This is a genomic window from Acinetobacter sp. YH12134, assembly GCF_013418555.1.
Lineage (GTDB): Bacteria > Pseudomonadota > Gammaproteobacteria > Pseudomonadales > Moraxellaceae > Acinetobacter > Acinetobacter indicus.
The window spans coordinates 1-12,073 of the sequence record NZ_VPBT01000036.1 but is presented as its reverse complement, the minus strand read 5'-3'; the positions used below and the strand labels follow the sequence as shown (position 1 = coordinate 12,073).

Here is a 12,073-nt window from a genome sequence, read left to right as displayed (position 1 = left end):
TAAAAGATAAAATTTTTTTATGGCTGCATCAAAAAAGACAGCCCGAAAGGCTGCCTGATGATGGACTGAAAAATTAAAGTCTAGAAACGGATACCAATACCGGCATAGGCCAGAATTGGATTCACTTCAATATCGGCCTTAGAACGAATAAGTTCGCCATGCGTGGCATCGGTCACGGTAATGGTGGTGTCATTTTGCAGATGTGCATAGGACAGAGAACCAACCGCAAACCATTTTTCATTAAAGTCATAGGTAAAACCAACCGTGGCTACCGGTGCGAACGTATCCGAGGCTTCAAGTTCGACTTTCGGATTGGCATTACTAGGTGTGCCTTCCAGTGATGCACCGGCTTGCCCCTGTTTGATATTGGCAATCATATGACCGGCGGCAATCAGATCCTGTTCGGTACGCGGGTTAATTTCCAGTTCGTTAAAGTAGGCATACATTAAACCTAGGCCGACATAAGGGCGGAATTTATTCACGCCGGTTTTGCCAAAGTGATATTGAAACTCAAATGCTGGTGTCCAAGCACGTGCCGAAGCTGCAGGACCATGCGCTTCTAGATCGGTAATGAAAATATCATTTTCAAGCTCTAAATTTCCTAAAGCTCCGCCCATAGGTGTTGCAGTTGCTGAAAAAGGTGCATAAATTTTTCCTTTGCCTTGTAAATCGACTTTAGGCGGAATACCAGCTTTCATTTCAAAAGAAATATTGTCGGTAAAAAAGTAATTGGTCATGATGCCCAATGTGGTGACATCATCGGCTTCTAAACCCGTACCTGGATTATCCCATTGACTGAGTCCACGGATTTCAGCAGTTCCACTCAGTGCTGAGGCGACATCAGCATTAATTAAAGCTAGCCCATCAAGAGTAGCCTTTAAGAAAGGATTGACGCTACTTCCTGGTTTGATATTGTCGAGCACCGTTTGTGCTTTGATATCTCCAACTTTTGCAGTTTCACCTTCTTTAACTGATGTGTTAACTCGGAAAGGTTGGGCTTTACCTTGTGGCATGACATGTAAAGCACCGACCGATACAGAAAAGCGTTTAAATCCATCACCATCTTGCAGGCTAAAATACGGTGAGGCATAAGAAACAGCAGGTAAGGCCAACAGCGTGCTGGCAAATAATAAGGTCTTCTTCATATAAGGGACTCCATGTCCAATTTGTTGCTCGTTTTTATAAGGGCCATTATTTAATAGTTAGATAAAGCAAGACTGTTGTTTTTGAAGAAGATTGTTTTATTACATTTGTAACATTCTTGAAATAAGTTTGCTGCTCTGTGACTTATTTATGACTTGTGTAGCTAGAAATGGTGATACGGTTTTTAGGGGTAAAGCTTAAATTTTGATATAAGTAATTGATTCATTTATTTTAAATGAGTTTTTTAGACTATAAAAAAGGCCACATAAATGTGACCTTTTTGACAATTTTTTTAGTTTTTACGCCAATGACAGCTTAAGACTGGAAACGTGACAAATCTTCTTCAGGACGTGCAGTCAGGACTTCCAGACCGTCTTTAGTCACTAAAATAGTGTGTTCATATTGCGCTGAAAGTTTGTGATCTTTGGTCACCACGGTCCATTTATCGCCCAGTAATTTGGTTTGCCAAACGCCCGCATTCACCATTGGTTCAATGGTAAAGGTCATGCCTTCTTCTAAAATCATGCCGGTATCTGGCTGGCCATAATGCAACACTTGCGGTTCGTCATGGAAGGTTGTTCCAATGCCGTGACCGCAATATTCGCGCACCACACTAAAGCGCTCAGATTCGACATATTTCTGAATGGCATGGCCAATATCACCAATGGTCGCGCCCGGTTTTACAACTTCCATACCGCGGTACATGGCTTCCTGTGCTACTTTGCATAGACGGTTGGCAAGAATAGAAGTTTCGCCGCCCACCACGTACATCATGTTGGTATCGCCGTGGTAACCATCTTTAATGACCGTGACATCAATATTCAGGATATCGCCTTTTTTTAATGTCTTGTTTTCAGATGGAATACCGTGACACACCACGTGGTTTACCGAAGTACAGATGGTATGCTGGAAGGCTGGACGACCTGGGGCTGCACCATAGCCCAGGCAGGCTGGAATGGCATTTTGTACATTGACAATATAATCGTGACAAATCGTATCAAGCTCAAGTGTGGTTACACCCGGTTTGATATGTGGCTTGATCATATCCAAAACTTCCGCTGCCAGTCGTCCCGCTACCCGCATTTTCTCAATTTCATCTGCGGTTTTAATTAATCGACGAGGCGCTTGATAAGTACTGTTCATGATCTCTAAAAACTTTTGGAAATTTATATGTGACTATGGTATAAATAGCCGCCCATTTTATCAAATGCTTTTTCGTGAATAAATTTCGCGGGCATTGTGCGATGGGGCAACAAAATCCGCACATATATCGTCACATTACTCTGGGTGCCCTTTGGGGTGGAGAATGCGGATATATGGAGGCCTAACCCAAACTTTAAGGTAAAGAAAATGGCAGATTACAACGTAAGCATGCGCGACCTTCTACAAGCTGGCGCGCACTTTGGTCACCAAACTCGTTTCTGGAACCCAAAAATGCGTCAATACATCTTTGGCGCGCGCAACAAAATTCACATCATCAACCTTGAGCACACTGTTCCTGCGTTAAATGATGCTTTGAACTTCGCTAACCAATTAGCAAGCAAAAAGAACAAAGTTTTGTTCGTTGGTACTAAACGTGCTGCTTCTAACATCATCCGTGAACAAGCTCAACGCGCTGGTCAACCATACGTAGATCACCGTTGGTTAGGTGGTATGTTGACGAACTGGAAAACACTTCGCCAATCTATCAACCGTTTAAAAGATCTTCAAACTCAATCTACTGACGGTACTTTCGCTAAGCTGACTAAACGTGAAGCTTTAGAGCGTAGCCGTGAGATGGAAAAACTTGAACGTGCTTTAGGCGGCGTTAAAAACATGGGTGGTTTACCTGACGCATTATTCGTAATTGACGTTGACCACGAAGCAATCGCGATCAAAGAAGCGAAAAACCTAGGTATTCCTGTAATCGGTATCGTTGATACAAACTCTAACCCAGACAACGTAGACTACGTTATTCCGGGTAACGACGATGCGATCCGTGCAGTAACACTTTACGCTTCTGCTATGGCTGATGCGATCATTGCTGGTAAAGAGTACGCTCAAACCCAAGCAAATGCTCAAGCGAAAGGCGAAGAAGCTCCAGCTTCTGAGGCTTAATGCGTTTTTGACGCAAGCTTGTCATTTTTGCGACATGTGATGGTGGCAAAGTAAGCGTCATGTATGCAGGCGGCCCATGAGTATCCTCTGGGCCGTTTCTGTTCTAAAAAGAATTCATTTTCTACCGAATTAGGAGATTCACATGACTGCTATTACTGCAAGCATGGTTAAAGAATTGCGTGACCGTACTGGTTTAGCAATGATGGAATGTAAAAAAGCTTTGACAGAAGCGGGTGGTGACATCGAATTAGCGATTGACAACCTTCGTAAATCTGGTCAAGCAAAAGCCGCTAAAAAAGCAGGTAACATTGCTGCTGACGGTGCAATCACAATCGTTCAAGAAGGCAACAAAGCGATTCTTTTAGAAGTAAACTGTCAAACTGACTTCGTTGCAAAAGACGAAAACTTTGCTGGTTTCTCTGCGAAAGTTGCTGCTGCTGCTCTTGCTGCAAACGAAACTGATGCTGCTAAAATTGCTGAACTTAAACTTGAAGATGGCGCAACTGTTGAAGAAACACGTGTTGCACTTGTTCAAAAAATTGGTGAAAACATCCAAGTTCGTCGTGCACAAATCGTTGAAGGTGAAAACCTTGCTGTGTACAAGCACGGTTTAAAAATCGGTGTTGTTGTTTCTTACACAGGTGATGCTGCGACTGGTAAAGGTATTGCAATGCACGTTGCTGCATTCAACCCAGTTGCTGTTACTGCTGAACAGGTTCCTGCTGAGCTGATCGCGAAAGAGAAAGAAATTGCTGAAGCAAAAGCAATCGAATCTGGTAAGCCAGCGAACATCGTTGAAAAAATGGTAACTGGTTCAGTTGAAAAATACCTGAACGAAGTTGTTCTTGAGCGTCAAATGTACGTAATCGACAACGAGAAGAAAGTTGCTGATGCATTGAAAGCTGCTAACACAACTGTTGCTCAATTCGTTCGCTTCGAAGTAGGTGAAGGTATTGAGAAGAAAGCAGAAATGAGCTTCGCAGAAGAAGTTGCTGCTGCTCAAGCTGCTGCAAAATAATTTATTTTGCGAAAAAGCCCCGTTTCGGGGCTTTTTTTATGACCAAGACAACAACAGGAAGAACAATGTCGAAGAAAACCAATATGGGCATTGGCGCAGTGATTGCGCTGCTGGTTGCCGCTTATTTAGGCCTAGACCTACAACCGCAAAACTCCGGTTCAAATACCTTCACTCAACAGCAGTCCGAAACCACACTGCAAGCTCCCGTTCAGGATGATACCGCCAAAATTGCTCAGGCCTTTCAGCAACGAAAAAATGATGTACAGGTACAAGCTACTGGTACAGTAGTGGCTCTGTTAAGTGATGACAATGAAGGTTCGCGCCATCAGCGTTTTATTCTGGAACTTGGCAATGGGCAAACCTTGCTGGTTACCCACAATATTGATTTGGCTCCACGCATCGACCGTCTGCAAAAAGGCGATACTGTCGAGTTCTTTGGTGAATATGAATATACCGACAAAGGTGGCGTGATTCACTGGACCCATCATGATCCGCAAAAACGCCATATCGATGGCTGGTTAAAGCATCAGGGAAGCATCTATCAATAAGCTCTCTATGCCTACAAAATGCTTCCTGATGTTTAAGCGTATTTAAGTTTGGACATCCAAATGCGTGGTGTGCTGGCGAGATTTCCAAGACGGTAAAATCTTGCCTAAATAGGCATCCATACACCAGAGCGGTCCAATCAGCAGGAATTGCAGATCTTTAAAGAACGATGGTTTTTTGCCTTCGACCTTGTGGCCATAGAACTGTCCAATCCAGGCAAAAACAAACAGTGCAATATAAAAACCAACGCCAACCGGTAAAATCCAGATTAACCAGGCCATCACCAGAGTCAGTGCTGCCATGGCCACGGCCAGAACCAGATCCAGGCGTGCATAAAAAATAAAGGCCAGCACCAGTAACAGGGCAGTGAGCAGGGCGCTGAAATGCGCAATGATGCCAATAATGGAAAAATAGATGGTCGGTACACAGACCCAGTGAATCAGTTTATTGGTCTTGTTTTGATGACTTTCGCTATATTCATCCAGCCATTCTGAAATTGTTTTCATGCAGTACTCCTTTTGCATTATTTTTCTGAGTTTCCAAGAATGTTCTCACTATAAACGAGAAGCGGAAAACGGTCAAAATTGGCCAGCAAAAATACCTGAAAATCGTAAAATGAGGGGAATAGGGAAATTCCTGTATAAAGGAATAGGGCTAAATGCGCATAGGATGCGTTTTAAGCGCAGAAAAAAATAAAAAGCTACCTATGGATTCAAAAAGGAAGAAAAGCATGCTAAGCGTGGAAATGAATGCAAATCTGTATTTTTAGAACAGATCATTCGCTTTGATGACCAGATCAGCGTATTTAAAATCCAAAAAACGGATAGGGAAGTAAGCGTCTTTCCCTGAATTTGGGCATTAAAAAAGCCACCTGAGGTGGCTTTTGGGTCATATGGTGCAGGAGCTTAAACGGGTATTAGGAGTTTGGACCATCTACACGTTCAATGCTGACTTTGGCTACGCCGGCATTGGTAATGCCTAAACGTTTCGCAGCACCGTAAGATAAGTCGACTACACGGTTACCATGGAATGGACCACGGTCATTAACCTTAACGATTACGCTTTTGCCATTGTTCTTGTTGGTTACACGGATATAGCAGTTCAGTGGCAGGCTGCGGTGTGCTGCAGTCATGGCATTCATGTCGAATGTTTCGCCGCTGGCAGTTTTACGACCGTGGAACTGACGACCGTACCAAGAGGCCATACCGGTCTGACTGAATTTACGAACAGTGTTCGATGCTACGGTGTTTAACTTTTCAATGACAGAAGGCTCTTCTTCTGGGATTTCAATTTTTGCAGCGATGGTTTCGCGGCGGATTTTATCGCCAGAACGTTCTGTAATTGAAAGGCTATTTAAATTAGAGAAGTGGGTATTAAAGCTTTGTGCTTCTTTGTTTAGCACACGGGCAGCCAGGCTAGAGCTTTCATTGTCGTTATTGAACGATGAAGATTGCACCATTTCGGCTTGCGACTGACTTAAGGTAAATACCGTCGACAGCGCCAGTAAATATTTAATTGAAGAATGCATATGTTTAAAACTCCTGCAGCTTGATGCCGTGAATCAACCCTAAGTGGTTGATATAGCAGACATCATGCCTGTTATTTCACTTTTGCAACCATATTTGACGAAATGGATAATATTCATCGTTTACTAAAGGTGTCTAGTCTTTACACGGAAATAATGACAAAAAATACCAAACCTTTACCTCTTTTGGTTAAATAATAGACAATATTGTAACAATGTATGTGAGAAGTCGGTTTTGTGCGCAAAATCTCGTAAAAAAATCTTGACTTTGTAACTTTTGAGTAAAAATAAGTTCTTATCGACTGACAATTTCAGTACCCAATAACCAGAGTGCAGTGGCATACATACGGCTGCGGTTATAGGTGGTAATCACCTGAAAGTTTGGATAGGTGATGTAATAAATTGGACCATAATTTTCTTGTAATTGAATGACATTGACCAGATCGAGGTCATCAATTTTCACAATCGGATTCAGCGGACTGATGCCCTGATTTTTCAGCACACCATACGGGGTAGGCAATGTTAGATCTTTGGCAATCACTGCATCTGGAGTTGAACCGCTATAACGGGCGGGGAATGCAATCGGCTGATTACGCTGCCAGCCATGCTGGGCCAAATAGTTGGCAATCGAGCCAATCGCATCTACTGCTGAATTTCTTAAATCAATATGTCCGTTGCCATCATAATCGACGCCAAATTTAGGAATATTGCTTGGCATAAACTGCGGATAGCCAATTGCACCGGCATAGGAACCGACCACAGAATTGGTGGTAACGCCATCTTTATAGCTCCAGGCAATTAGTGCAGACAGTTCGCTCTGGAAATATTCGGCCCGGCGTGGATAGCCAAAACCTAAAGTGGCCAGCGCATCCCGGGTAATAAAAGAGCCTTTATTGGAACCAAAACCGGTTTCAACGCCTAAAATCCCCAGAATAATCGCTTGCGGCACGCCAAACTGCTGTTCGGCACGATTCAGGGTATCGGCATATTGCTGTTTGAAACGCACACCACGTTGAATGGTGCTTTCAGCCAGAAAATTGGTTTTATAGGCATACCACGGTTTGCTTTCACCGGGACGATTCATGATGTTGATAATATTCGGCAGATTTTTGGCACCGCTCATGGCGCGATCAATTTGCTCGGAACTGAGCCCATACTGCTGCATGGTTTTTTGCTTAAAGTTTGGATAGTCCGGATGGCTGAGGAAGTCATTGGCCTGAACAACACTGGATAAGGAAAGAGCACCAACAAGTAAAGAAAGACGCTGTAATTTTTTATAGAAATAACGATTCAACATATTGGTTCAATTTCCCAATGTATTATCAATTTAGTGACAAAAAGCAGATGGTGTTTAAAAATTAAAACAGGTTGAGCAAAAGTGTCGATTTAAAAAGACAGTTCACACAGGCAATTAAGATAACATTCATTCTGGCTCTACAGGCAAGCGCATATACAAAAAGTGACAAAGCCTGTCTAAAAAATGCGCGCTGTTTGTAACAAAGTTCAACCGGGGCTTCATCATCCCTTCTTTATAGAGAAATGTTGCGGGAAAAGTGGCATAAAAAAACCTGACCGGAGTCAGGTTTATTGAAGGTGTTTCTACTTATGCATGAAACAGGGTGTCGTGATATTCCGCCAGCGCGACCAGTTCATCTTTGGTCAGATTTGGAATAATTTTATCCACCGCAATATGTACAGCTTTAAGAACCGCAGCTGAGCCAATATCAGCTGCTTTACGTTTGATCATGCCCAAATCGAGGGTTTTATTAAAGTCACTCATAAAATGACGCACAGTAGCTTCGGCAAACTGTTTATACAACTCGGCCAAAGCTGACTTGTTAATGTCATTGCCGGCTTTAATTTCGGCATAGGTGTTTTTTAGATTGGTCACCAGGCTGGCATCTAAACTTTCACCGACACGCGTGTTGCCGTCTGCATCTTTAAACAGGCTGCGTTCAGAAAATTCAATTGATTGCTTGACCACATCGTTCGGGGCTTTACTCAACAATTGCTTGAGTAACACCGCTACGGTGGATTTGACATAACCGGCCAGTTTTTCCGCAGTATCGCGTTTGTCACTTGGCGGGAAACGGCGGACAAGCTCGGTTAAAATGGCATCAATGATTTCATCATTAATCATTAATGCTGTTTTATCACGTAATGGATACAGCGGTTCGCTTGAATTTTTTTTCTGCTGCGCAGTTTGAATGGTATTTAAAAGTTCCTCGGAAGGAATAAAACCAAAAAATGGCATCTGTTAACCTCAATGTTTTTTTATTGTCGCGCTAAACGAATAGGGCGAGGCATCCATGTTAAATCCGATACACGACATGGATTAATGTCTAATCCGCCACGACGTGTATAGGTGGCATACACCATCAGTTTTTCAGGATTCAGGTTTTGCCAGATGTCGGCAAACATCTGTTCAACACATTGCTCATGAAAACCGTTATGCTGACGGTAAGAAATAATATAAGCCAAAATACTGCGATAACAAGGTTTTTTACCCTGATAGCGGATAAAAACTGTGCCCCAGTCAGGTTGACCGGTGACCGGACAGTTACTTCTCAGTAAATGTGAATACAGTTGCACTTCGACCTGTTCGTCTTGCTCGGCATCGTGCTGTAATAAGGACGCATCTGGATGATTTTCCAGTCGGGTCGGGCTTAAGTCATCAATACATATGCCTTCAGGATGGCTAATTGCCAGATCATCGACAGATAACAGTTCCAGATTGACCTGTGCCTGTGCCGCGGCTGATAAATCCTGCTCGACGGTATTGATCAGCGCGTCTGTTGAAGCAAAGGTGCTAAAGTTCAAACTGTTGAAATACAGCTTTAAAGATTTTGACTCGATTAAATTTGGTGAGGTGGCAGGCAAGTGAATCCGGCCAATAGCAACTTGCGGAACGCCGGCTGCATTTAACCAGGACATCTCAAAGACATGCCACCAGTCTTTACCTTGTTGAACACCAGCCACATGCGCATATTTTTCCCGCGCTTCAGCACGCGCAATCGGAAACAGCACATCAGGTTGATAGGTTGTTGGGTACTGAGTGTCTTTACCCAATAAAGAATTTTCTACGCTCATTATTCACGCATTCCTGAACCACGGGAGAGTAAATGATAGGCAATGCCATATAACACAGCACAGCATAATGTAATCACGCCTAAGGAAACGGTCACGTTGACATCGCTATGTCCTAAAATGCCATAACGGAAGGCGTTGACCATATAGACCACAGGGTTAATTAAAGAAAGGTTTTGCCAGAACGGCGATAATGCACTAATTGCATAGAACACACCACCTAAATAGGTGAGTGGTGTCAGCACAAAGGTTGGAATAATGGAAATATCATCAAATGATTTGGCATAAACGGCATTAATAAAACCGCCTAAAGACAGTAATAATGAAGTGATTAGGACGGTATAAATGGTCACAAACCAGTTGGTAATGTAGAGGTCGGTGAAAAACAGGCTCATTAAGGTCACAATAATGCCGACCAGCACGCCACGACATACTCCACCCAACACATAGCCCCACAAAATGGCATGTAACGGCACCGGGCTCATGATCAGTTCTTCAATGCTTTTTTGGAATTTAGCACTAAAGAAACTTGAAGAGACGTTGGCATAACTGTTGGTAATGACCGCCATCATGATCAGGCCGGGCACAATAAACTGCATATAGCTAAAGCCGCCCATTTCCCCAATACGTGAACCGACCAGATTACCGAAAATCACGAAATATAGACTCATGGTGATGGCCGGTGGTAACAGGGTTTGTGGCCAGATCCGCATAAAACGGCGGATTTCCTTATGAACCAGCGTATACAGCGCAACTCTTAATTGATTAAAGTTCATTGCGCGACTCCTGCAAGATTTTTCTCTACCATCTTCACAAATAATTCTTCAAGACGATTGGCCTTGTTGCGCATACTGCGCACCTGTACCCCTTGTGATTCCAGTAACTGGAACAGCTCATTCACGGTATGGGCCTTGTCCATAGTCACTTCCAGGGTCAGCGGATCGACCAGATTAAAACGTACCCCGATAATATCCAGATGAATGGGCTGAATCGGCTGAACTAGATCGAAAATAAAGGTTTCTTCATTCAGCTGGTTCAGGAAGCCTTTCATGGTGGTGTCTTCTTTAATCACACCGCGGTCAATAATGGCAATCCGGCGGCACAGCATTTCCGCTTCTTCCAGGTAGTGGGTGGTCAGAATAATGGAAGTGCCACTATTGTTCATTTCAATCAGGAAATCCCACATCGAGCGGCGCAGTTCGATATCGACCCCGGCGGTCGGTTCATCCAGAATCAGTAATTTCGGTTCATGCATCATGGCGCGGGCAATCATCAAGCGGCGTTTCATCCCGCCAGATAGCATTCGCGCTTGCGTGGCACGTTTATCCCACAGCCCCAGTTTTTCTAAATACAGTTCGGCGCGCTGCTGCGCCACTTTTTTGGGAATACCGTAATAACCGGCCTGGGTCACCAGAATATCAAAGGTTTTTTCAAAATGACCAAAGTTAAACTCTTGTGGTACCACGCCCAGACACTGTTTGGCTTGAGAGGGATGGGTATCCAGATTGTGGCCAAAAATTTCCACGGTACCCGAGGTTTTCTTGGTTAAGGAGCTAATGATACTGATCGTTGTAGATTTGCCTGCACCGTTGGGACCCAGCAGCGCATAAAATTCACCTTCAGGTACAGTCAAATTGATACCTTTTAAGGCCTGAAACCCATTGCGATAGGTTTTAGACAAGTCTCTTAACGTCAATGCATCAGTCATGAAAATCTCGCATGGTGTAGGGAGAGGCTATTGTGAGCGATATTGCCCAATAAACCAAGTAATCTACCGGGAATTCTGCATCGTATATTTGGAACGATTGCTTAAAGCATAAGCATAAAAATAAAGAACTTATATATAGTTGCTTTACCTTGTGCATTTTTTTGTTATGATGTGCGACGCGCGCTCGTAGCTCAGTTGGATAGAGTACAAGTTTCCGAAGCTTGGGGTCGTGGGTTCGATTCCCGCCGGGCGCACCAAATTCTGATCCATAAAAAACTATAAAAATTACCAAGATTCAATCATTTAAAATTCTTTACTTCAGTTTTGAACCAAAATCCTTTCCATAATCTGGCTTGAATAACGAATGCTGAACCATCATCGAAGGGCAATGCTTATTGGTTTGCCTTTCTATCTGTGGTTAAAAAGTAGTCATAGGACTGCATTTTCTTTGTATTTTTATCTTTGTTCTGATTAAAAAATATCACTTTTAGGTTTTTACAGCCTCATCACCGGCAAAACAGAAACATCCGCTTTAAGCTTTACATGAGGACAGAAAGGCTGAATAAAAAATCTGTTTAATCAGAACAATCTCGTCACTACATCAGATCAGTTTAGTGAAATATAGAAGCACCTAAATTTAAATAATCTATATGATTTTAAAATATTTTTTCTTTATATGACTGGCATTGAGATGGCATATCAAAAATAAGCATAACTGTCGGATGAATTCGCCATAGCCGGAAGCGATTTTTCAGCCTATAAATGTCGCAGGGTAAATTACTAAAACACCATAAGAGTCAGAACAATGGGTTATATCGTTAAATTAATTCCTGAAGAAGTCTATTTTGTGCCGAATGATCATGAAATTGGCATGACAGAATCGCGTGAAAAAGCAATTGCAGAGGGTCTGTTTTTCGAATATGCCAATGCGCGGGCAAAAGTCAGGCTG

The 12,073-nt window shown here is 43.0% G+C and carries 12 protein-coding genes and 1 tRNA gene; 4 read left to right on the top strand and 9 right to left on the bottom strand.

Features of this window, described 5'->3' with window-relative positions:
• Positions 1-80 precede the first annotated feature (80 nt).
• Both FTU69_RS14160 and map read right to left on the bottom strand, forming a co-directional pair.
• The gene (locus FTU69_RS14160; protein WP_016659202.1) at positions 81-1,145 is read right to left on the bottom strand and encodes an OmpW family protein; all 1,065 of its coding nucleotides are present in this window, start codon (positions 1,143-1,145) and stop codon (positions 81-83) included.
• Positions 1,146-1,458: 313 nt separating this feature from the next.
• Positions 1,459-2,286: a type I methionyl aminopeptidase gene (gene map, locus FTU69_RS14155; protein WP_005179123.1), complete on the bottom strand. Its 828-nt coding sequence runs from the start codon at positions 2,284-2,286 to the stop codon at positions 1,459-1,461.
• 207 nt (positions 2,287-2,493) lie between these two features.
• Between map and rpsB the strand changes: the two genes are divergently transcribed.
• From rpsB to FTU69_RS14140, 3 genes are all read left to right on the top strand, one after another.
• The gene (rpsB, locus tag FTU69_RS14150; RefSeq protein ID WP_005179120.1) at positions 2,494-3,240 is read left to right on the top strand and encodes a 30S ribosomal protein S2; all 747 of its coding nucleotides are present in this window, start codon (positions 2,494-2,496) and stop codon (positions 3,238-3,240) included.
• 142 nt (positions 3,241-3,382) lie between these two features.
• Positions 3,383-4,258: a translation elongation factor Ts gene (gene tsf, locus FTU69_RS14145; protein ID WP_163145604.1), complete on the top strand. Its 876-nt coding sequence runs from the start codon at positions 3,383-3,385 to the stop codon at positions 4,256-4,258.
• 65 nt (positions 4,259-4,323) lie between these two features.
• On the top strand, positions 4,324-4,806 hold the full coding sequence (locus FTU69_RS14140) for a DUF3465 domain-containing protein (protein ID WP_180104074.1): 483 nt from the start codon (positions 4,324-4,326) through the stop codon (positions 4,804-4,806).
• 42 nt (positions 4,807-4,848) lie between these two features.
• On the opposite strand, the gene FTU69_RS14135 is transcribed toward FTU69_RS14140, so the two are convergent.
• From FTU69_RS14135 to FTU69_RS14105, 7 genes are all read right to left on the bottom strand, one after another.
• Entirely contained in the window at positions 4,849-5,310 is a 462-nt protein-coding gene (locus FTU69_RS14135) for a DUF962 domain-containing protein (RefSeq protein ID WP_016659199.1), read from the bottom strand.
• A gap of 410 nt (positions 5,311-5,720) precedes the next feature.
• Positions 5,721-6,332: a septal ring lytic transglycosylase RlpA family protein gene (locus FTU69_RS14130; protein WP_005179113.1), complete on the bottom strand. Its 612-nt coding sequence runs from the start codon at positions 6,330-6,332 to the stop codon at positions 5,721-5,723.
• A 292-nt stretch (positions 6,333-6,624) separates the two neighbouring features.
• A complete protein-coding gene (gene mltB / locus FTU69_RS14125; RefSeq protein ID WP_163141609.1) occupies positions 6,625-7,626 on the bottom strand; it encodes a lytic murein transglycosylase B in 1,002 nt (333 codons plus the stop codon).
• Between the two features lie 306 nt (positions 7,627-7,932).
• On the bottom strand, positions 7,933-8,583 hold the full coding sequence (locus FTU69_RS14120; protein ID WP_180104073.1) for a hypothetical protein: 651 nt from the start codon (positions 8,581-8,583) through the stop codon (positions 7,933-7,935).
• A gap of 20 nt (positions 8,584-8,603) precedes the next feature.
• Positions 8,604-9,419, bottom strand: coding sequence for an NADPH-dependent 7-cyano-7-deazaguanine reductase QueF (gene queF / locus FTU69_RS14115; protein ID WP_127799578.1), 816 nt, complete (start codon positions 9,417-9,419; stop codon positions 8,604-8,606).
• A complete protein-coding gene (locus tag FTU69_RS14110) occupies positions 9,419-10,192 on the bottom strand; it encodes an ABC transporter permease (RefSeq protein WP_005179108.1) in 774 nt (257 codons plus the stop codon). The genes queF and FTU69_RS14110 overlap by 1 nt, the downstream gene beginning before the upstream one ends.
• A complete protein-coding gene (locus tag FTU69_RS14105) occupies positions 10,189-11,124 on the bottom strand; it encodes an ABC transporter ATP-binding protein (protein ID WP_005179107.1) in 936 nt (311 codons plus the stop codon). Before FTU69_RS14105 ends, FTU69_RS14110 begins: the two co-directional genes overlap by 4 nt.
• Positions 11,125-11,304: 180 nt before the next feature.
• Between FTU69_RS14105 and FTU69_RS14100 the strand changes: the two genes are divergently transcribed.
• Positions 11,305-11,381 (top strand) — tRNA-Arg (locus FTU69_RS14100).
• The last annotated feature ends 692 nt before the right edge of the window (positions 11,382-12,073 follow it).

Coding starts and splice junctions, on each gene's coding strand:
- FTU69_RS14160 (WP_016659202.1), bottom strand. CDS start 1,145: ATGAAGAAGACCTTATTATTTGCCAGCACGCTGTTGGCCTTACCTGCT.
- tsf (WP_163145604.1), top strand. CDS start 3,383: ATGACTGCTATTACTGCAAGCATGGTTAAAGAATTGCGTGACCGTACT.
- mltB (WP_163141609.1), bottom strand. CDS start 7,626: ATGTTGAATCGTTATTTCTATAAAAAATTACAGCGTCTTTCTTTACTT.
- queF (WP_127799578.1), bottom strand. CDS start 9,419: ATGAGCGTAGAAAATTCTTTATTGGGTAAAGACACTCAGTACCCAACA.
- FTU69_RS14130 (WP_005179113.1), bottom strand. CDS start 6,332: ATGCATTCTTCAATTAAATATTTACTGGCGCTGTCGACGGTATTTACC.
- rpsB (WP_005179120.1), top strand. CDS start 2,494: ATGGCAGATTACAACGTAAGCATGCGCGACCTTCTACAAGCTGGCGCG.
- FTU69_RS14140 (WP_180104074.1), top strand. CDS start 4,324: ATGTCGAAGAAAACCAATATGGGCATTGGCGCAGTGATTGCGCTGCTG.
- map (WP_005179123.1), bottom strand. CDS start 2,286: ATGAACAGTACTTATCAAGCGCCTCGTCGATTAATTAAAACCGCAGAT.
- FTU69_RS14110 (WP_005179108.1), bottom strand. CDS start 10,192: ATGAACTTTAATCAATTAAGAGTTGCGCTGTATACGCTGGTTCATAAG.
- FTU69_RS14135 (WP_016659199.1), bottom strand. CDS start 5,310: ATGAAAACAATTTCAGAATGGCTGGATGAATATAGCGAAAGTCATCAA.
- FTU69_RS14120 (WP_180104073.1), bottom strand. CDS start 8,583: ATGCCATTTTTTGGTTTTATTCCTTCCGAGGAACTTTTAAATACCATT.
- FTU69_RS14105 (WP_005179107.1), bottom strand. CDS start 11,124: ATGACTGATGCATTGACGTTAAGAGACTTGTCTAAAACCTATCGCAAT.